General features: G+C 55.9%; 14 protein-coding genes. 12 read left to right on the forward strand and 2 right to left on the reverse strand.

All coding sequences use genetic code 11. From position 1 onward, the window contains the following. The 5 genes from V6D20_07190 to V6D20_07210 form a co-directional block, all read left to right on the forward strand. Positions 1 to 1,121 (forward strand): RNB domain-containing ribonuclease (locus V6D20_07190; protein ID HEY9815567.1); only part of this gene is annotated, 1,121 nt, incomplete at its 5' end. A gap of 17 nt (positions 1,122 to 1,138) precedes the next feature. After that, positions 1,139 to 1,846 carry a flavin prenyltransferase UbiX gene (locus V6D20_07195; protein HEY9815568.1) on the forward strand — a complete coding sequence of 236 codons (708 nt, stop codon included), beginning with the start codon at positions 1,139 to 1,141 and terminating at the stop codon, positions 1,844 to 1,846. Positions 1,847 to 1,863: 17 nt separating this feature from the next. Continuing rightward, a complete protein-coding gene (locus V6D20_07200) occupies positions 1,864 to 3,129 on the forward strand; it encodes an ABC transporter substrate-binding protein (protein HEY9815569.1) in 1,266 nt (421 codons plus the stop codon). A 385-nt stretch (positions 3,130 to 3,514) separates the two neighbouring features. Continuing rightward, the gene (locus V6D20_07205; GenBank protein ID HEY9815570.1) at positions 3,515 to 5,956 is read left to right on the forward strand and encodes a M48 family metalloprotease; all 2,442 of its coding nucleotides are present in this window, start codon (positions 3,515 to 3,517) and stop codon (positions 5,954 to 5,956) included. Between the two features lie 635 nt (positions 5,957 to 6,591). Next, entirely contained in the window at positions 6,592 to 7,023 is a 432-nt protein-coding gene (locus V6D20_07210; protein ID HEY9815571.1) for an RNA-binding protein, read from the forward strand. 227 nt (positions 7,024 to 7,250) lie between these two features. Here V6D20_07210 and V6D20_07215 read toward each other — a convergent pair whose 3' ends face one another. Continuing rightward, the gene (locus tag V6D20_07215; protein HEY9815572.1) at positions 7,251 to 9,635 is read right to left on the reverse strand and encodes an ATP-dependent helicase; all 2,385 of its coding nucleotides are present in this window, start codon (positions 9,633 to 9,635) and stop codon (positions 7,251 to 7,253) included. Between the two features lie 26 nt (positions 9,636 to 9,661). Between V6D20_07215 and V6D20_07220 the strand changes: the two genes are divergently transcribed. From V6D20_07220 to lpxB, 7 genes are all read left to right on the forward strand, one after another. Next, positions 9,662 to 11,404: a glycosyltransferase family 39 protein gene (locus V6D20_07220; GenBank protein HEY9815573.1), complete on the forward strand. Its 1,743-nt coding sequence runs from the start codon at positions 9,662 to 9,664 to the stop codon at positions 11,402 to 11,404. An 84-nt stretch (positions 11,405 to 11,488) separates the two neighbouring features. Then, the gene (gene purC, locus V6D20_07225) at positions 11,489 to 12,217 is read left to right on the forward strand and encodes a phosphoribosylaminoimidazolesuccinocarboxamide synthase (protein ID HEY9815574.1); all 729 of its coding nucleotides are present in this window, start codon (positions 11,489 to 11,491) and stop codon (positions 12,215 to 12,217) included. A 383-nt stretch (positions 12,218 to 12,600) separates the two neighbouring features. Beyond that, positions 12,601 to 14,874, forward strand: coding sequence for a BamA/TamA family outer membrane protein (locus tag V6D20_07230; protein ID HEY9815575.1), 2,274 nt, complete (start codon positions 12,601 to 12,603; stop codon positions 14,872 to 14,874). After that, entirely contained in the window at positions 14,874 to 15,803 is a 930-nt protein-coding gene (lpxC, locus tag V6D20_07235) for a UDP-3-O-acyl-N-acetylglucosamine deacetylase (GenBank protein HEY9815576.1), read from the forward strand. The genes V6D20_07230 and lpxC overlap by 1 nt, the downstream gene beginning before the upstream one ends. A gap of 62 nt (positions 15,804 to 15,865) precedes the next feature. After that, positions 15,866 to 16,384 carry a 3-hydroxyacyl-ACP dehydratase FabZ gene (gene fabZ / locus V6D20_07240; protein HEY9815577.1) on the forward strand — a complete coding sequence of 173 codons (519 nt, stop codon included), beginning with the start codon at positions 15,866 to 15,868 and terminating at the stop codon, positions 16,382 to 16,384. Between the two features lie 138 nt (positions 16,385 to 16,522). Then, positions 16,523 to 17,353 carry an acyl-ACP--UDP-N-acetylglucosamine O-acyltransferase gene (gene lpxA / locus V6D20_07245; protein HEY9815578.1) on the forward strand — a complete coding sequence of 277 codons (831 nt, stop codon included), beginning with the start codon at positions 16,523 to 16,525 and terminating at the stop codon, positions 17,351 to 17,353. Further along, positions 17,353 to 18,549 (forward strand): lipid-A-disaccharide synthase, encoded by a 1,197-nt coding sequence (gene lpxB, locus V6D20_07250; GenBank protein HEY9815579.1) that lies wholly within the window; start codon positions 17,353 to 17,355, stop codon positions 18,547 to 18,549. The genes lpxA and lpxB overlap by 1 nt, the downstream gene beginning before the upstream one ends. A gap of 22 nt (positions 18,550 to 18,571) precedes the next feature. Here the strand turns inward: lpxB and V6D20_07255 are convergent, their stop codons facing one another. Next, on the reverse strand, positions 18,572 to 19,750 hold the full coding sequence (locus V6D20_07255) for a CIA30 family protein (protein ID HEY9815580.1): 1,179 nt from the start codon (positions 19,748 to 19,750) through the stop codon (positions 18,572 to 18,574). Between the last annotated feature and the right edge of the window lie 110 nt (positions 19,751 to 19,860).

Genomic DNA, 19,860 nt, shown 5'->3' on the forward strand with positions numbered 1-19,860 from the left:
ATCTACCAGAAAAGATCATTCCCCATGAAATGCATTCTGACCTTGGGGAATACCTCTCGCCCAAGTTTCAGTATGACGATGAAGGGGCTCTAGGAGCCATGGTGGTGTCATCGCTGCTGCCCTCGCGATCGCTGGTCACCGAGTTTATGCTGCTGGCCAACCAAGCCGTGGCATCCCACCTCCAGGCGCTGCAGTTGCCCGGCGTCTACCGCGTTCACCGCACCCCTGACCCCAACGAGGTGCAGGAATTGCTCAAGCTGGTGAGCAACATGGGGATTGAAACGGATTTGGATCAGGAAGAAGAGGTGCATCCTCGCCAATATCAACATCTCACCCAACAGTTTGCCAACTCCAAAGCTGAAAAGGTGTTGACCTATCTCCTGCTGTCTACCCTCCGCCCTGCCACCTACAGCACCCATCCTGGGCCCCACTTTGGTCTGGCCATTGAGCAGGGCTATACCCACTTCACCTCTCCCATGCGCCGCTATCCAGATTTGCTGGTGCATCGGGTGCTGCATACGATGTTTGAGCATGGGCGCGATCGCCGCTCCACCCGCGCGAAGGATCGGGTAGAGCTACGCCATAGCTCCAGCCATGGCAAGGTGAACTGGAACGTGATTCCCCCAGAAATGCACGCGGAGCTGGAGGAGCATTTCACCTCCGTCGTCATGTACCTGAGTGAGCAGGAAAAGCTCTCCCAGGATGCCGAAGCGGATCTAGAAGGGTTGAAGAAAGCCGAGTTTATGCAGCAGCATACCGGCGAAACTTTCCACGGCTTGATTACGGGTGTGCAGTCCTACGGGTTCTTCGTGGAAATTGAAGAACTTTTGGTGGAAGGGCTGGTGCATGTCAGTTCCCTGAAGGACGACTGGTATGAGTATCGCTCTCGGCAACAAAAGCTGGTGGGACGCAAGAACCGCCGCCAGTATCGTCTGGGCGATCGCGTGGAAGTGCAGGTGAAGAGTGTGGATTACTATCGCCAGCAGATTGACCTGGTTGCCGTTGGTGGCGGTAGCGAAGCCCTGGATGATGACGTGGATGACCTAGACGAGGATGACATCGATCAGACCGATGACCTCGATTTGGGTGACGGCGATGGAGAGGATCGTTACGATAGCTAAGGGGAGTTTCAGGGCAGATGGTCTCTGCCCTTAGGCTCACCGCTTATCGTTTATCGTTGAGCGATCGCGTGTCTTCATCTAATTCGCCACTACCTCGCCCCCTGATTCTGGGTATCACGGGGGCGTCGGGTCTCATCTATGCCATCCGGGCTATTAAGTTTTTGCTGGAAGCTGACTATTCTGTCGAGCTGGTCGCTTCTAAATCTACCTATATGGTTTGGCAGGCTGAGCAATCCATTCGGATGCCGTTGGAAGCGGTCCAGCAGGAACAGTTTTGGCGACAGCAGGCTGGCGTCGAAACGGGCGGTAAACTGCATTGCCATCCCTGGGGAGATGTGGGGGCCAACATTGCTAGCGGTTCCTTTCGTACCCAAGGGATGGTTGTCATGCCTTGCAGTATGAGTACGGTGGCCAAAATCGCCACGGGGCTGAGTTCAGACTTGCTAGAGCGGGCTGCGGATGTCCAACTCAAGGAAGGGCGGCCGTTGGTAATCGTACCTCGGGAAACGCCCTTCAGCCTAATTCACCTGCGCAATCTCACTACCCTGGCAGAGGCTGGGGCGAAGATTGTGCCTGCCATTCCCGCCTGGTATCACAATCCGCAAACGGTGAACGATTTGGTCGATTTTGTCGTGGCGCGGGTGTTAGACCAGCTCGATATTCAATGCGTCCCGATCAAGCGTTGGGATGGCCATTTAGAGCATGAGACCCAGGAGGGCGCGTGATACATCGGCAATTATGGATGACCGTAGGTAGGGGAGCGATCGCTCTACCCATCATGGGTCTCACGGCCTGCAATCCCAATCCATCAGCCCAGGATTCCAACACGGTGACTATCCTAGGGTCGATTACCGGCGATGGAGCCACCGTGATTCAGCAGGTGTTTGAGCCCTTTACTGAGGCCACAGGCATCCAAGTCAACTACGTGGGAAATGCTTCCTTTGCCACCCTGCTGCCAGTGCAGGTGGCGGGGGGCAATCCTCCCGATCTGGCGCTGTTTCCCCAGCCGGGCTTGATGGCTGACCTGGCCCGCGAGGGTGCCCTCGTGCCCTTGGATCCGTTCCTTGACGCCGATGCCCTATCTGCCGCCTACGATTCCAACTGGCTGGAGTTAGGACGGGTGGATGGACAGATGTATGGACTGTGGGCAAGGGCCGATGTCAAAAGCCTAGTGTGGTATCGCCCCGATGTGTTTGCTGCCGCGGGCTACGAGATTCCCAACACCTGGGACGAGATGATGGATCTCACGGCAGCGATCGCCGCAGATGGTGGTGTGCCTTGGTGCTTGGGCATGGAGAGCGGAACGGCCAGCGGCTGGGTGGGCACCGACTGGGTGGAAGATATCTTGCTGCGGTCGGCGGGCCCCGAGGTCTACGATCAGTGGGTGTTCCATGAAATTCCCTTTAATTCGCCCCCAGTACGCGATGCCTTCGAGCGATTTGGAGCGATCGCCCTCAATCCTGACTATGTTCTGGGAGGCCCGGTGGGCATCCTTAGCACCCCCTTTGGCGATTCGCCCTTACCCATGTTTGACGACCCACCGGGCTGCTATCTGCATCGCCAAACCAACTTCATCTCGACATTCTTTCCTCCGGATGTGGCCGTCGGCGAAGATGTCGCCATTTTCCTACTACCAGAGATTAATCCGACCATCGGGCAACCAGTTTTAGTCGCCGGTACCGCCTTTGGCATGCTGAACGATACCCCAGCTGCTCGGGCCGTGATGGACTATTTGCTCACTCCCACTCCCCATGAAACCTGGGTGCGTCTTGAAAATTATGTGTCTCCCCACCGGCAAGTGTCGTCAACGGCCTACCAAAATACCGTTACCCAGCAACAGGCGGATATTTTAGCCAATGCCGAGATTGTGCGATTTGATGCATCCGACCTAATGCCAGGGGCCGTGGGCACCGGTACCTTTTGGAGTGGCATCGTCGATTATGTGGGCGGTGCAGACCTAGACACTGTGCTCAACACCGTTGATGAAAGCTGGCCTTCATCGCCCTAAATGTCACCCATGCTCCCGGATGGGTGACATCATCCAAATTGTTATAATTGGCGTTGCTGAATGCAGCGATAACTCGAACCATTCACCATCTACCCTAGGAACACATCGCTCTCCAGCTCCATAGATATCATCGGCTGTCGCTGATGATATCCAAAGCTGACTCTACTTTAGCTATACAGCCCTAGAAAACAACCTAGGGTAGGTTGTCCTCTGCCGAAACTGTGCCTCAAACGTCTTGTGCGTTCATCCAACACCTGTCAGGCATTTCTTCATAGATCAACATAACACCCTGCTATCAAGTACTCCCCATCAGGGCATCCTAAAACAATTCCCAACTCGGCCGTGCAGCTACCTGTGAACGGACTTGGACGATAGAGCACCCGCCATGACTCATTCTCCTGATGCCTCCGACCGATTGCCGGTCAATCAATTTTTTCAGTCTGCTGATGATGACCTAGTCCCACCGCCCACAGCATCCCTTCCAACAGGATTAGCAGCCCTCAAGCAAGGTCACTACAAGAAGGCGATCGCCCACCTAGAGGCGGTATGTCAGAGTGCTCTGGATGAGGCTACCCATCTTAAGGCGCAGATGGGCTTGATTAAGGCCTATGAAAAAACCGGTGATCTAAAACTAGCGATCGCCCTCTGTAAGCCACTCTGTCATCATTCCAGCGAACGAATTAAGCAGTGGAGCCAGCAGGCACTCACCCAGCTCGAACTCCGTGCTGCCCAGCCGACACCGCCAGCCGAGGCCGCTCCGGTTCCCGATCCCCCAGCACCACCAGCAACCACACCTCAGGTACCAGATCAAACCGGATTTGTGCCCCTTGCAACGCCATCGAGCGCCACTCAACGCCAGCGTGTCGAATGGCCCGCTGGTGGATCCACTCAGATTCAACCTCCCTCCACCCAAATTCAATCCAGCCAGACCAACGAGGCAGAGTCTGCACCGTCCAATTCTCCTGATACCCTGACGCCTCCAGTTTCTCCCGAAGATGGGCCGCCTGATGAGATCGCGGCCCATCCTCCCGTGGTGATTGAACAACCGCCGGAGAGCGATCGCCCCCTAAAAGAGCATGGCTTCACCTGGCGCAACGGCGGTCGAGCCCAAAAATGGAATGCTCTCTTGCCCGATAAAGGACAATTGGTTGAAACCTGGATGATCCAAGGGCTAACAGCGATCGCCCTCGTCTTAGTTCTGCGGGGACTGCTGCAAGGGATCGTCATCATCGCCCATTCCCTACGTAATCTAGTCACAACCCTCCTTTATCAACAGCGCTATGGATTTCCCTCAACAGGTTTTCTTTGGTGGGTCGTGCCCATTGTGCTGCTGTTGTGGGCGATCGCTCCTTGGGTGATGACCGGCATCCTGCGTTGGAACTATGGAGCGCGATCGCTCTCTGATGAGCAACTCGAACAATCCAGTCCCGAATCCCTACGTTTGGTCAAACGATTGTGCAACCGAGAGCGGTGTCCTCGCCCCCGCCTACTGTGGCTGCCAGCCACAGCGCCCATCACCTTGGCCTATGGACATCTGCCCTACACCCACCATGTGGTGATTAGCCAAGGAGCCCTAGAACAGTTTCAAGAAGAAGAACTCGCTAGTCTTATCGCTAGCAACATGGCTCATATCCTGCAGCACACCAACCCCTTGATGACGCTGCTGGCCATCATCATCCAACTACCCTACCTGCTCTATTGGAAATGCGCCGTCTGGAGCGATCGCCTCGCAATTCCCGTAGTGAACCTACCCCTAGTCTTGCTGTCCGTCATCGGCTACGGGTTGTATAGACTGTTGCGCTACCCAGCCCTATGGCTCTCGCGCTATCGCATCCAGCTCAGCGATCGCGTGGCCGCCAACGAAACGGGGAATCCCAACGCCCTGAGCCGAGCGTTGTTGAAAATGAGCCTAGGCGTCGCCCAGGATATCCAGCGCCAGTCCCATACGCCCTATGGGCTAGAAAGCATGGATCTGCTCATGCCCATCAGCCACCGCAGCGCCCTCAGCCTCAGTGGAGCCTCAGATCTCAGCACCCTTGAAGCGATCCTCACCTGGGAGGTGCAAAATCCCCACCGCCGCTGGCTGTCGATTAACAATACTCATCCACCCTTGAGCGATCGCCTCCTCTTCCTCAGCCGCTGCGCCCAGCGCTGGCAGCTCAGTCCAGAATGTATCCTGTCCTCCCCCGTTGCGCCCACGCTCAGACTCCCTGCCCTGCTTCGGCAGGCTGCTCCCTTTGTGGGTCTACCTATCGGCATCATGCTAGCGTTGGCTCTCTGGGGGCTGGGCTTAGTGGCGGATTGGATGCGCTGGGATCCTCTCATCTGGCTGTGGGGCGATCGCCCCCTCCTGTATGGACTGGGATGCATAGGCTGCGCCATCGGTCTCATCCTGCGGGTGAATCCCATGTTTCCCGACATCACCCGCCAAAACTCCGCGATCAATCCGCCCTTGCCTGACCTGCTCACCACCGCTCCCCCGCTGCCATTAACCGGTCATCCCGTCCAGCTCTACGGTAAGTTGCTGGGACGACCAGGCTGGAGCAATGCCTGCGAGCAAGATTTGCTGCTACAAACCGAGAGTGGATTGATCAAACTGCATTACCTCTCCCCCCTAGGGGCCACAGGCTCCCCCCACCGCGCCATCCAAAACATTGTGACGATTACCGGATGGTTTCGACGGGGGGCAACCCCATGGATCGATGTCGATCGCCTGCAAATCCAGGGCCGTTCCAGCATTAAAAGCGGCCATCCTATTTGGTCTACTTTGACAGCCTTTGCCATTGCATTCCTGGGAATTTGGATCATTGTCCGGGGTATTGGCTAAAGGTCTGAACAGTTGAATAGCCCCAAAGTCCTAACAATGCCCACACCCGTTGATGGGACAGAAGTCCGCTGCTTGCAGGTTGCATGATCTCTGCTGTTAGTGTTACGGTTCTTTACGGGAGTCCGTCACCACCCCTTCAAATAATCCAAGTCATTGAGGCGATGGTTAGGGTGTCTTGGCGACCATCTGAGTCTATGGCTCGATAGGCTCTACAGCTTGCAGACAACCAAGGTGAGTCTGTAGACCATCGAAAAGGTACAGCGAGCGATCGCACCACGGTTTTTTGAATCTGCATCATCCTTGGACGAACTGCCGTGATACCTTAATGAATGGCACAGCCCAACTGCCCCCCTCATCGCTCTAATTTCGCCGGTACCTCAGGTACCGTTGAGAGAGCATCTAGGCTAAGTTGATCCGATACCGGTTGTTTGTTGACATTGAGAATGCTGAACTTCATCAACCTCGAGCTATCGACACACATCCATTATCCGAGGGAGCAGCAACGGTAAAACCTGGATAGAAAGTATTGATCACAATCAACATTAAGTTTTGGTGTCGGTGAGCGTTGAAGGCTACAACAACGTTGACACAGTCGATTTGAGAAAGCACCGTCATATCTGAACCTGGAGGTATTTATGTCCGTTCGTTTATACATTGGTAATTTGCCCAAAGAAGTCGAAAAGCAAGAGTTTGAAGACGTCTTTGCAGAGTACGGGGAAGCCGCCTCAATGAAACTCATCACCGATCGTAAGACCGGGAAATGTCGTGGATTTGGGTTTGTGACCGTCAAAGATGACGAATTAGCCGACCAAATTATCGAAAAATTCAACGGCTACGAATTCAAAGAAACCACTCTCAAGATTGAGAAAGCACTGCCTCGGGCCAAAGCCAAGGCTGATGAAGCTGAAGGTTCAGCTCCTAGCCGCCGTGCTCCCAAAGGCGCTAAGCCCCGCCGTGCTGGTGACACCGCTGAGACAGCTACAACGGCCGCTCAGCCTGACCCACGCTGGGCCAGTGAACTAGAAAAGCTCAAGAGCCTGCTGGCAGCCCAAACAGCTAACTCCTAAGCAGCCGATAATTTGAATGACGTCAACTCTGCTGACTGGATCTGATGTCAGCAGAGTTTTTTTATGGGAATTTTCGTAGCCGTTGATCAAGGTCTACTAAGCCTTCAAGCTGGTTGACTGACCAACCTCAAAGACCCTCACCCCAAACCCCTCTCCCAGGGCGGTAGAGGGGCTTTGAAAACATCTGAACTTTTCTGGCTCCTCGTGGGGGAAAATGGGTTCGTCAATCAGGACTTCAAGACGCAGGGGACAACAGCTTCAGGAAAGTTGTGCTGCAGCATCGTCAAGGCTGGACAGGGTTCCTTGGCATCCAGATTATCCACATTGCTCCAACTGTAGGGAGCTTGCTCAGCCGCCGACATCCACAACAGACGCTTAGCACGGGTCATCGCCACGTAGAGCAATCGGTAGTCTTCCGCTGGCTTGAGGGCGATCGCTCGTTTCCAGGCCGCCTGGATGGTGGGTAGAGCCGTATCTTGATGGAGGTGGGCGCGCAGTTGGGTGCGGGCCACCTCCGCTAGGGTAAAGTCTCCTAGAAATTGAGTTTGTGGCATCACCCGTAGCGAGCCAGGCAGTAGGGCAGCATGGAGGAAGGGCAGAAACACCACGTCCCAATCTAGTCCCTTGGCTTTGTGCATGGTCATGATCGTCAACTGCCCTGTTCGGGTATAGCGCGAGTCAGCATCTTCCGTGTCCACCGGCTCAAATCGCTCGGCACTGACAATATCAGTGAGGGCATCCAAAATCGCACCTAGGGATAGGTGACCCATCGTTTGCTGTGCTAGACGTTCGGCTAGCTTATCGGCAGTGGCCAGTTCACTTTGGCTGTATCCCAGGGTGAGGGCCAAAAACGGAATGATCTGATGCTGGGGTAGCTCTAGGCGGGCTCGCAGCAACCCGGTACAGTAGCGGCGGGCCTGGCGCACCGGTTCAGCTTGCGGTGGATCGAGGGGGCCGGGGTAAAGAAATTGCTCAGGAAAGCTAGCGATCGCATTTAGATCTTGATTGGGAATACATTGGCGTTCCGTCAAGATCTTCAGCGCCGCCTTGAGGCGATCGGGGGAATGGGGGCGATCGATGAACTGCAGCAGCGCCAATACGTCTTGCGGCACATGGGATTGGCGTTCCTGTTGTCCCACATCGTAGAGGGAGATGCCGTAATCCTCCAGGTTGGTGGTTAACCCATAGTCTTCGGGATGGGCCAGCCGCTGCCCTAGGAAGCGCCCCTGGCGATGGTCTCGCACCAGCACCGCAAAACTTAGGTTAGGCATTTCAGCGGCCAGTTCCGCCACGCGCTGGGCAATTAAGGCTACCGTTTCCTCGGGATGGCGGGGTTGGCAAAGCTCTAGCCCCTGCCCTAGGGGCATGGGATTGGCATTAGCTTGCGGATCATCAGCATCCACAGGACGAATCAGCTGAAACTGAAACGGTCGATCTAGATCAGAGACCGACCCCGCCGGTACAAGGTACTGATTCGCCCAAGTCAACACGGCATTGGCTGCCTTCATCACTTGAGACGTACTGCGTCCGGCTTGATCCATTACGAACAAGCGTCCTTGGCGATCGCACTCGTAACAAAACTGTCGGAAAAAAATCGGATCCGCCGGCGTAAAGGTGGAATTGATCGCTTGGTTTGGATCGCCCACCCGCACTAGGTTCACCTGCGGTGGCGTGGCTTCGGGGCGGGTGGCTAGAACATTCAACAGTCGGGTTTGCAACGGTGATGAATCCTGAGCCTCATCCTCGAACACGGCACAAATCTGAGATTGCCAGAGCGATCGCGCCGTTGGATCATCCAGCACCGCCAGAGCTGCCAAAATCATGTCATCGTAGTCAATTAGATAGCGCGATCGCAAACTGGTTTGATAATGCTCATACAGTCCTGCTGCGATCGCCAACACGTCATATTCACCCGATTCTGAGTTTCCTGGAGCCAAGGTACTCACCTGATAGAGATCCGCCGGGGATAGGCCAGAACTCTTGGCCTCATGAATTAACGTTTGGGCTAGTTCAGGCAAAACTTCTGTGCGTAGCACCGACTGCCGTCGTAGACGTTCTGTTTCTTCGCCATCAAACTGCCGTCCTTCCAAAAGTTGCTGATACAGTTGGGGATGGGCAGCAATCCATTGTTCAATCGTGACCTGCAGTAGGCGGTGATGCTGATTGGGGGAAATGAGCGTGGTTTGATCCAGATTCAGCCCTGAAAGATTGGGATGACGATTGGCAATACTCAGGGCTAGGCCATGCAAGGTATGCACCACAAACCCCTGGGCTGGCAACGCCAACTCCTGCAGGTACTGACGAATTTTCACCTTGAGGTTGGCCGCCGCCGATCGCGTGAAGGTGACCAACACCACTTGTCCCTCTGGCGGTAGCACCACCCCTGGGTTTTCCAGAATCGCCTGCTGGCGCTGCTGATGGCGATGTCCTAGCAGCAGGGCCGTCGCGATCGCCATACCTGTCGATTTGCCAGAACCCGGCACCGCTGAGACCGCCAGCGGATCACCCTGCCAATCTGCCAGACAACGCTGTCCCAAACGCAGGCGATCGCGCAATTGCTGTAGCCGCTGCGATCGCTCTAGAATCGACGACGGCATTGATGATAATGGCATACTCCAGTCCACCTATGATAAAGCGCGTGACTTCCACCCAACCCCGTCTAGACCAACCCCGCCTCAGCTATCCCGAGCAACACTACCGCGCCTTAACCGCGATCCTGCTGGTGGGCACTGGGCTGCGTTTTTTAAACCTAGGGCAAAAAACCCTATGGCTGGATGAGATGCTCACGGTTCTGTTTAGTTTAGGGCGCAACTCCGCTGACATTCCCCGAGAAACCTGGTGGCCCATCACCGACCTGGCAGATCTCCTCAGTCTGAATGCCACCACCTGTGCCCAGATTACCCAACATGTTGCTACTGATTCTAACCATCCGCCCCTCTTTTTTTGTGCCCTGCATCAATGGCTACGCTGGTTGCCCCTGGATCGTCTCGATCTAGTTTGGGCGGTGCGATCGCTCCCAGCCCTAATCGGTGTCGCCTGTATTGCCGCCATGTACTGGCTTGGCCGCGTCACCCTCTCGCCCCGCACTGGCTTGGCTGCCGCCTTACTCATGGCCGTCTCTCCCTTTGCCGTCTACCTCTCCCAGGAAGCACGCCACTATACCCTACCGATGCTGCTGATCATCCTTTCCCTCGCCACCCTTGTGCAGATGCAGCAGGATCTACAGCGGCAGCATCTACGCTGGCCCCTGTGGTTAGCCTGGGTAGGACTGAGCCTCCTAGGCCTCTATGTGCATTACTTCGTCGCCCTAGCGATCGCTGCCCAGGTCATCACCCTGATCCTTTGGCTGCTGTGGCACGATTGGCAAGAACAGCAGGTGAGCTATGCTGGCTGGCGATGGATCGGTATCACCCTCATGGGTCTGGCCCTGGGCTATGCCCCTTGGCTGCCTACCTTCTGGGCCCACCTCAACCGTCCTGAAGCTAGTTGGCTAACCATTGTTGATCCTAGCTGGGGCGATCGCTTCATGCCCTTACTGCAACTGGTCATGGGATGGATTCTTATGGTGGTGGCCCTGCCCGTTGAACACCAGCCCCTACCGATCATCCTGCTATCTGGCACGCTTATGATCCTCATCTTTGGCATCATGCTGTGGCGCTGTTGGCAACCGGCGATCGCCCTCCGACAATCAGCCCGACGCTACCCGGCAATTACATTACTAGCTGGGTTCACGCTCTGTATGGTGCTGGAATTTTTAGCCATTGTTTACGGTTTGGGCAAAGACCTGACCCTAGCGCCCCGCTATGGCTTCGTCTACTATCCCGGCTGTTGTCTTTTGCTCGGTGCCCTGCTCACCCTTCCCGAACCCTGGAAAATCCAGCGGCGATCGCTCCTCTGGGGCATAGGTCTCGTAGGCGTTATCAGCAGCCTGTTCGTCAGCTACGGCCTAGCGTTCCAAAAACCCTACTATCCCGATCGCGTAGCCCAAACCTTTTACTCCAATCCCGATCGCTCCCTAGCCCTCTTAACCGTCGATCAATCCTTCCAAGACGTAGCTCTGGGGCTTAGCTTTGCCGTGGCGATCGATAGTCATGCTCGCCAGTTGCCCCCTTCATCCTCCCCTACCTCCATTCAACTCAGCTTCATCCATCGTTCCGCTGGCTATCGTCCCGTATGGCGACAACTGGCGAGCTTGGGCGGAAACGTACCGCGACCCGCCAATCTCTGGACGATTCTCACCCCCAATACCAACCCTAGTGGTTTACCGTTAACCCTCGATCTATCTACCTCAGCAGCTGATCCAACGCCCCCTTGCCAGCAGGTGGAGGATCAGCGCTATCGCACCGGGCACCTCTACCAGCTTTACGAATGTCTACCCTAGCGATCGCCCCGAGCCGATGCCTAACTCGCGTACAATCAAACCAGGCACTAAGTGCCTGATGTCCTTACGTTTGAATGATGTCCCATGTCTGCGCTTGAACCACTCTACGAAGGCAAAGCCAAACTTCTCTACCGCACCGATGATCCAGAAGTGCTGCTGACCCGCTTCAAAGACGACGCTACGGCCTTTAATGCCCAGAAGCGCGGGCAGATTGTTGGCAAAGGGGCCATCAACTGCGAAATTTCTAGCTATCTTTTTCAGGTTCTAGAGCAAAGCGGCATTCCTACCCACTTTATTGATTGCCCGAGTGCCACTGAGATGCGCGTCCGGGCGGTTACCATTCTGCCCATCGAGGTGGTGGTGCGCAATATCGCTGCCGGTAGCCTATGCAAACAAACTGGCATTGCCCTAGGCACCGTCTTGCCCCAGCCCTTGGTGGAGTTTTATTACAAAAATGATGCTTTAGGCGATCCGTTGCTGACCCGCGATCGCCTTTTGCTGATGGAGTTGGCTACACCGGAACAACTTGAGAACCTGCAGAATCAAGCCTTGCAAATCAATCAGCGGCTGATCGACTTCTTCCAAAGCTGCGGCATTACCCTGGTAGACTTCAAGCTAGAGTTTGGGGTTGATGGTCAACAACGGATGATTTTAGCTGACGAAATTAGCCCGGATACTTGTCGGCTATGGAACCAGTCCACTGATGATCCAAACCAGCGGGTGATGGACAAAGACCGCTTCCGCCAGGATCTAGGTCAGGTTGAGGCTGCCTATCAACAAGTCTTGGAACGGATCAAGGAAAACCGCGTCTAGGGTATCCAACTAGCAAGCCTACAGTTTTGCTGTTCGTGTTCGATATGTCCCACTGTCAGCGTCGGTCCTAGGGTGTTGATTCAGTATCTTAGGGCTTCAAGCTCGAAGCATAAACCTCCTGCTTAAGAGGTTGAAATTAGTGGCTTCTCCACGAGGTCATGGACTCGGCTTGAAATTGACATGTTGGGAATGGGTAGCAATGCTGTAAAATCTTGGCGTTTACCAATTGTGATCAGATGTAGCTCTGCTAATTGCAGATTTATCGAGGATGGCCTGCAGCTGCAGCTTCAACCGATGCATCCAGCGATCGCCCATTGGAATTGGTAGCGCTAGTTCTGCCCTTGGCAGACCGTGGTGTGTGGACAAGCAATAGAAACTCAACTATGCAATTTTCTCCTGTCTTACTGGCAGTTTTGACGGTTTCGACGACTCTGGGCCTGGCCACCGCTGCCACTGCTGCTCCAGAGAGCGCTACCCTCGAAGCTAATGAAACTCGTCAAGCTCCCTCCTCAGGCGCGTCTAGGACGCTATTTACGCCCGTCGGGTATGGCAGCGATCGCCTCCCAGCTATACCCAGCCCAGAGCACATGGTCGATGGTGTTGATGGTGAGGCTGTGGCGTCTTCGCCTTTGCTCGATCTAGAAGCCGCAGAACCGGAAGCGATCGCCCCAGAGCCAGGGTCTCTTACACCGGACGCGATCGCTCAGGTGGATCCTGATGAAGACAACCCCGACGCTCTAGAATTTGAGATCACTCCTTCCCCCACTCTGGACTTAGATCTCACGCCACCCAGCACCACGCCACCCCCAGCCACGCCCCAGCCCCCTGCTGGTAATGTTGAGGCTGATGACGAAGAAACTCGGGTTTTGGTAGCCGAAGTGGTAGTGGTGGGAGCTGAAGGAGACCTAGAAGACGAAGTCTATCGGGTGATTAGCACCCAGGCAGGGCGTACCGCCACCCGCTCCCAGCTACAAAATGACATCAACGCCATTTTTGCAACCGGGTGGTTTTCCAATGTGCGCGCCGTGCCATCCGATACTCCCCTAGGAGTTCGGGTGACCTACGAAGTCACCCCGAACCCAGTGCTGCGATCGGTGCAGGCTCCCGACACTCAGGTGCTGCCTCCCGGACAACTTGATGAGATCTTTGGCGATCAGTATGGCACAACCTTAAACCTCCGCCGCTTAGACGGCGGCATTCGCAGACTGAACGAGTGGTATCAAGCCGAAGGCTACATTCTTGCCCAAGTTGTAGACGCTCCCGATGTCAGTAGCGATGGTGTCGTTACCCTAGACATTGCCGAAGGGGTGATTGAAGACATTCGGGTACAGTTTATTGACGAAACGGGTGAAACCGTTGATGAAGATGGTGAGCCGATTACGGGCAGAACCCGCGAATTCATCGTCACCCGAGAGCTGCAGGCCCAACCCGGTGAGGTTTTTAACCAAAACCAAATCTCCCAGGATCTACAGCGGGTCTTTAACCTTGGCATCTTCGATGATGTGCGCCTAGCCCTAGCTCCCGGAGAAGATCCTCGCAACGTAGACGTTGTCGTTAGCTTAGTAGAAGGCAATACAGGTTCCCTTGCAGCGGGTCTAGGCTTCAGCGGCTCGACGGGTATCTTTGGTACCGTTAGCTATCAGCAACGCAACCTCGGCGGCAACAACCAGCGTTTGGGCGCTGAGGTGCAGGTGGGTGAACGGGGCTTCTTGTTTGACGTCAACTTTACCGATCCATGGATTGGTGGAGATCCCTATCAAACGTCCTACACCGTCAATGCGTTTAACCGCCGCTCGATCTCCCTGGTCTTTGATGGTGGCGATCCGGAAGTGCGCTTGCCCGATGACGAGAATCCTAACGATATTGAAGCCGGCGATCGCCCCCGAATTGACCGCCTAGGCGGCGGGGTCAGCTTTACCCGTCCCTTGGATGAATGGCTAGGCTGGGACAACTGGCGCGGTTCCTTGGGGCTTGAGGTGCAGCGTGTATCGGTACGGGACTCTGACGGTGACATCAACCCCTTCGATGCCCTCGGCAACCAACTAAGCTTTGACGATGATGGTACGGATAACCTGTTTATCCTGCAGCTTGGTTTGGTAAACGACCAGCGCAACAACCCTCTGCAACCGACCAGCGGTTCTGTCCTGCGAGTGGGTACAGAACAAAGCGTTCCCATTGGCAGCGGCAGCATTCTGTTCAACCGGCTGCGGGCTAGCTACAGCCGCTATTTCCCGGTCAACTTCACTAACTTTAGAGAAGAAGGCCCAGAAACCCTCGCCTTCAACGTGCAGGTGGGTACGGTTTTTGGTGACCTACCCCCCTACGAAGCCTTCTCCATCGGGGGAACTGACTCCGTTCGTGGCTATGGCTCGGGTGAAGTGGGCAGTGGTCGTAGCTTCCTTCAAGCCACGGCAGAATATCGCTTCCCAGTCTTGTCTATCATCGGTGGAGCCCTGTTCGTAGACTTTGGTACTGACCTAGGAACTGCCGACAATGTGCCAGGCCAGCCCGCGAACGTGCGTGGTAAGCCCGGCTCAGGCTTTGGCATCGGGGCTGGGATTCGCGTCCAGTCTCCCCTCGGGCCCATCCGCATCGACTACGGCGTTAGTGATGATGGCGATGGCCGCTTCCACTTTGGCATTGGAGAACGATTCTAATGGGCGCAGGGCCGCAGGCAGAGCAGAGTCATGGGGATCTGGACGACCATCCCCATCAGCATGGATTAGCATCGCCTTGGCAGCACACCCTCGCCACGCCGGTCGAGCGGTCGGGGGTGGGGCTGCATTCAGGGCTACAGACGACCGTGCGCCTCTGCCCAGCTTCGGCACCCCTAGGGCGCTCCTTTGTGCGGGTAGATTTGCCTGATCGACCCACCATTCCCGCCCATGTGAGCGCTCTCCATCAAACCCAGCTCTCGACAGAACTGGCGATCGCCTCTGCTACGGTGAGAACCGTAGAGCATCTGCTGGCGGCCCTGGCTGGCCTGGGCGTAGACAACGTCTCCATTGAGATCGACGGCCCTGAAGTGCCCCTCCTAGATGGATCGGCTCTCGAATGGGTAGAAGCGATCGCTCAAGCCAGCTTGGTTCGCCAAGACGCTCCCCGCGCCCGCTATGTGCTAGATGAGCCTGTATGGGTACAAGACGGAGATGCGTTTGTGGTGGCGATGCCAGCCCCGGAACTGCGGTTTACCTATGGTATCGACTTTGACCTAGAGGCGATCGGTAATCAATGGCAAAGCTGGAGCCCTAGTCAACACCCCTTCCAGAGCGCGATCGCTCCAGCTAGAACTTTTGGCCTAGCCGATCAAATTGAACAACTTCAGCAGGCCGGCCTCATCAAGGGTGGTAGCCTAGACAATGCCCTCGTCTGTGGAACCCAGGGATGGATCAACCCACCCCTACGATTTTCAAACGAGCCAGTCCGCCATAAGCTTTTAGACTTAGTAGGAGATATTAGCCTTATCGGGCTATTCCCCCAGGCTCACATCACCGCCTACAAAGCTAGTCATCGGCTACACACCGCGTTTGCCCACCAGTTGTCTAGCCGTATCGACCAGCCGTCTAACTGCACCATGGACGGATGATAGGCAGTTTGAGGGTTCCTTACTGTACTGTTGTGTTCGATGCCTTTTTAAAAAACTAGCCCATGTCTACACTGACTGACCTACAGACCTCAACCGATCACTTGGATCCAGCCTTGGATCCAGCCGAGCCAGACGTTCCGGCTCCGGCCACAAGCCTCAGCCTAGAAGAGATCCATCAGCTTCTGCCCCACCGATATCCATTTGCGCTGGTTGATCGTATCGTTAGCTACATTCCTGGAACGTCAGCCATCGGCATTAAAAACGTCACGTTTAATGAACCTCACTTTCAAGGTCATTTTCCTGGACGCCCCATCATGCCTGGCGTACTCATTGTCGAGGCCATGGCTCAAGTGGGTGGCATTGTCCTTACCCAGATTCCCGACTGCCCCGAAGGACTCTTTATGTTTGCAGGCATTGACAAAGTTCGCTTCCGGCGGCCTGTGGTACCGGGGGATCAACTGGTGATGACGGTTGAGCTCATCTGCGTGCGCCGCCGCCGCTTTGGCAAAATGCAGGGACGGGCTGAAGTCGATGGGCAGCTTGTTGCAGAAGGAGAATTAATGTTTTCCATCGTAGACTAAGCTGGATGCAGGTCAGTTCCTGCCACACCATCCCGTGCTGGCAGTCGCGTTTTTGTACTATCTATAATTTTGTTAACGGCTATGGTCAGCTCCAGCGGTTTACCCGGTGCTGAAACGATGAGCCACTGGAGAGGTTCCTTGACTACCCTGATTCATCCTACTGCTGTGATCCATGCTGAGGCGAACCTACACCCAACGGTGAAGGTTGGGGCCTATGCGGTGATTGGAGAAGGCGTCAAGGTTGGGGAAGGAACCACCATCGGGCCTCATGTCGTCCTTGATGGCTGGACTGAAATTGGTGCCCGTAACCAAATCTATCCAGGCGTGGTCATCGGTCTCGAACCCCAAGATCTCAAATATGATGGCTCGGCAACCCTGGTCAAACTGGGTGACGACAACTGCATCCGCGAGTATGTCACCATTAACCGAGCCACGGGAGCCGGAGAAGCTACCATTCTCGGCAACCGTAATTTACTCATGGCTTATGTGCATGTGGGGCATAACTGCGCCATTGGCGATCGCGTGATTATTGCCAACGGGGTGGCGCTAGCGGGGCATGTGCATATTGAATCCCAGGCACGGATCAGCGGCGTGCTGGGGGTGCATCAGTTTGTCCACATCGGACGGCTGGCGATGGTGGGAGGCATGAGCCGGATTGATCGAGATGTGCCGCCTTATACCTTGGTGGAAGGCAACCCATCTCGGGTGCGATCGCTCAACCAAGTTGGCTTAAAACGAGCGGGGCTCAGTGAGTTGCAAGATGGGGAAGTGCTGCGATCGCTGAAGCAGGCGTTTCGCTTGGTCTACCGATCGGGCCTGTCGCTGGACGAAGCCATTTCTAAGCTGGAGCAACTGCCCCATAATCCCCATCTCCAGCACTTTACCCACTTTATTAGTCAGTCGCGCCTATCCCAGCGACGGGGACTCATTCCTGGCGTGCGCCGCACCCGTCGGGAGGCTGAAGGCTGATGAGATTGCAGGATGCCGATGAGCCATCTCGACCCATCCGCATCTTTATTAGCACCGGTGAAGTGTCGGGTGATTTGCAAGGATCGCGCTTAGTGCAGGCTCTGCTGCGTCAGGCTAAGGTGATGAACCAGCCGCTGGAGATCTTGGCCCTGGGCGGCGATCGCATGGCCGCTGCCGGGGCAACGTTGATTGAGCATACCAGCGCCATCGGCTCCGTCGGCATCTTAGAGGCGATCCCGTTTCTCTTCTCGGGTCTAAAGATCCAGCATCGCGTACGAGCCCAGCTAACGGCGACGCCTCCGGATGTGGTCGTGTTGATTGATTATTTTGGCGTCAACCTGGGGGTGGGGCATGCCGTGCAGCGGCATTTTCCCCAGGTGCCCATGCTCTACTACATCGCTCCTCAGGAATGGGTTTGGTCGCTCAGCCCTCGCAATACCCAACGCATTATTGGCCTGAGCGATCGCATCCTGGCCATCTTCAAAGCCGAAGCCGACTATTACCAACGCCACGGCGCAGCCGTATCTTGGATGGGCCATCCCCTACTCGACTGGGTATCGGAAGCACCCACCCGGGCTGATGCCCGCCAATGTTTGGGGCTCTCTGCGGATCAACGGGCGATCGCTCTTTTGCCCGCCTCCCGACGCCAAGAAATGCGATACCTGATGCCGGTGATGTTTGCCGCTGCCCGCCGCATCCAAGACCAAGTACCCGATGTCCACTTTTGGATACCTGCCTCCCTAGCTGCCTATCGTCCGGCCCTTGAGCAAGCGGTTCAAACCTATGGCCTTCATGCCACGGTCCTAGACGGCCAAGCCCACGATGCGATCGCCGCTGCGGATGTAGTCATTGGTAAGTCTGGCACCGTGAACCTAGAAACGGCCCTGATGAACGTGCCCCAAGTGGTACTCTATCGCGTCCATCCGCTCACCGCCTGGATTGCCCGCCACCTGCTGCATTTTTCTATTCCCTTCATGTCGCCGACCAACCTCGCGGTGATGAAACCCGTGGTGCCAGAATTTTTGCAAGACGCCGCCACCCCCCAAGCGATCGCCCAAGCTACCCTAGACCTTCTGCTCAACCCCGAACGACGACAGCAGATGCAGGCAGACTACCACCAGGTTCGCCAAGCTCTAGGGCAACCCGGCGTCAGCGATCGCGTCGCCCAAGCCATTTTTACCCAAGTGAAACCCTAGGCGGGTTCAAGTACCGGTCTACCTATCTGTTCTGTAAGTTCTCTTTCAGCACCGCCGTTAGGCGATCGCTCTCGTCCCAGGTCAACCCATGAGGGGTCACCGTTTCAGTGTTTAGCATGGCCATCAAGGGCTCAGGAGACGGCACAGATGAGAGGATCACCAAGGGGCGATCGCTCGGTGCCTGGGCGGAACGATACAGATCCACCGAACGCAGTTCAAGCTGAAACGCCCCTGCCTGGAAGTGGGGATTGAGCGAGCCGTCATATTCAAACTTGCTGAGCATCAGTTGGATGGCGCAGATATGATGGGGATCGAGCGCTGGCGCATTCGGCACTGTCTTGGCCCGAAACACGGGAATTAACGCCTCAAACGGAATATGCACCGTCATCCAGTCATCGGCGCGGGTATCAAAGGAATAGCAATAGGCCACGCTGTCCCAGGTATCCGCCATGCGCAGCATGAACTTATAGCGCTGCCCATCGCCCCGCAGCCGCAGCCGCACCCCAGCATGGCCCGAAAAATCCAGCGGTGGCGTAAAGTTGCGGGTGCGAATGGACGCAAAGCCGCCGGAATTGGCCGTGGACACCGTGCCTGCAAAGACCGCCGACGTGCCCACCAAGCGAATGCCGCTCTGACTGACGCCGCCCATCACCACATCATCCAGCGCTCCCCAAATGTCTTGCACCGAGGGGCTAGGATGACTGAAATCAAACACCGGGGTCAACGCCTCCGGACTCGACGACAGGTGGGCGATCGCCTGGGTTAACCCCTGCCAAGCCGGATCCGCCTGCACCGTCTCCACCGTCGTCGCAGCACTGCCATAGACCCAACCCTGGCCATCGGCCAAGATGTTGGCCAACATCTTAGGATCCGTCCACTCGGTCTCAATCCAGTCCACCTGATCCGCCAGATCGCCCCAGGTCACTCGCTGGGTGGCTGCATCCGTCACCAGCGATCGCAGCCGGTAGCCCGCATCCAGCAACGGCTGTCCCACCGATGGCGGCACATTGCCTAGAAGAACCACGGTGTTGGGCAAAGCGTTGGGCGTGGACGAAAACGCGATCGCCGACGGCGAGAGCGTAGGATTGGGGCGACTGTCGAACATAGATTGAAACCAATCAAAACTGCTGAGGATCGGCACCACCCCGTAGTATGAAAGGGTTTTCACAAAGCGACCCAGATCCCATTGTGACTGTCCCATAAGCACCTCCATCTCCAGGGTTGACCTATCTCTAGTCTAGGAGGATTTGCAGAAGCTGACCGTTGGAAGAAAGCTGCTAGGACTCGGCAGCATACCTTGATCCATGACCA

The organism is Candidatus Obscuribacterales bacterium, assembly GCA_036703605.1.
In the GTDB taxonomy this organism is placed as follows: Bacteria; Cyanobacteriota; Cyanobacteriia; order RECH01; family RECH01; genus RECH01.

Bases quoted from the DNA above. Each gene is read 5' to 3' on its own strand.
- V6D20_07215 (HEY9815572.1), bottom strand. From the start codon at position 9,635: ATGCCATTATCATCAATGCCGTCGTCGATTCTAGAGCGATCGCAGCGG.
- V6D20_07210 (HEY9815571.1), top strand. From the start codon at position 6,592: ATGTCCGTTCGTTTATACATTGGTAATTTGCCCAAAGAAGTCGAAAAG.
- fabZ (HEY9815577.1), top strand. From the start codon at position 15,866: ATGTCTACACTGACTGACCTACAGACCTCAACCGATCACTTGGATCCA.
- V6D20_07200 (HEY9815569.1), top strand. From the start codon at position 1,864: ATGACCGTAGGTAGGGGAGCGATCGCTCTACCCATCATGGGTCTCACG.
- lpxC (HEY9815576.1), top strand. From the start codon at position 14,874: ATGGGCGCAGGGCCGCAGGCAGAGCAGAGTCATGGGGATCTGGACGAC.
- lpxB (HEY9815579.1), top strand. From the start codon at position 17,353: ATGAGATTGCAGGATGCCGATGAGCCATCTCGACCCATCCGCATCTTT.
- V6D20_07195 (HEY9815568.1), top strand. From the start codon at position 1,139: ATGGTCTCTGCCCTTAGGCTCACCGCTTATCGTTTATCGTTGAGCGAT.
- purC (HEY9815574.1), top strand. From the start codon at position 11,489: ATGTCTGCGCTTGAACCACTCTACGAAGGCAAAGCCAAACTTCTCTAC.
- V6D20_07230 (HEY9815575.1), top strand. From the start codon at position 12,601: ATGCAATTTTCTCCTGTCTTACTGGCAGTTTTGACGGTTTCGACGACT.
- V6D20_07255 (HEY9815580.1), bottom strand. From the start codon at position 19,750: ATGGGACAGTCACAATGGGATCTGGGTCGCTTTGTGAAAACCCTTTCA.
- V6D20_07205 (HEY9815570.1), top strand. From the start codon at position 3,515: ATGACTCATTCTCCTGATGCCTCCGACCGATTGCCGGTCAATCAATTT.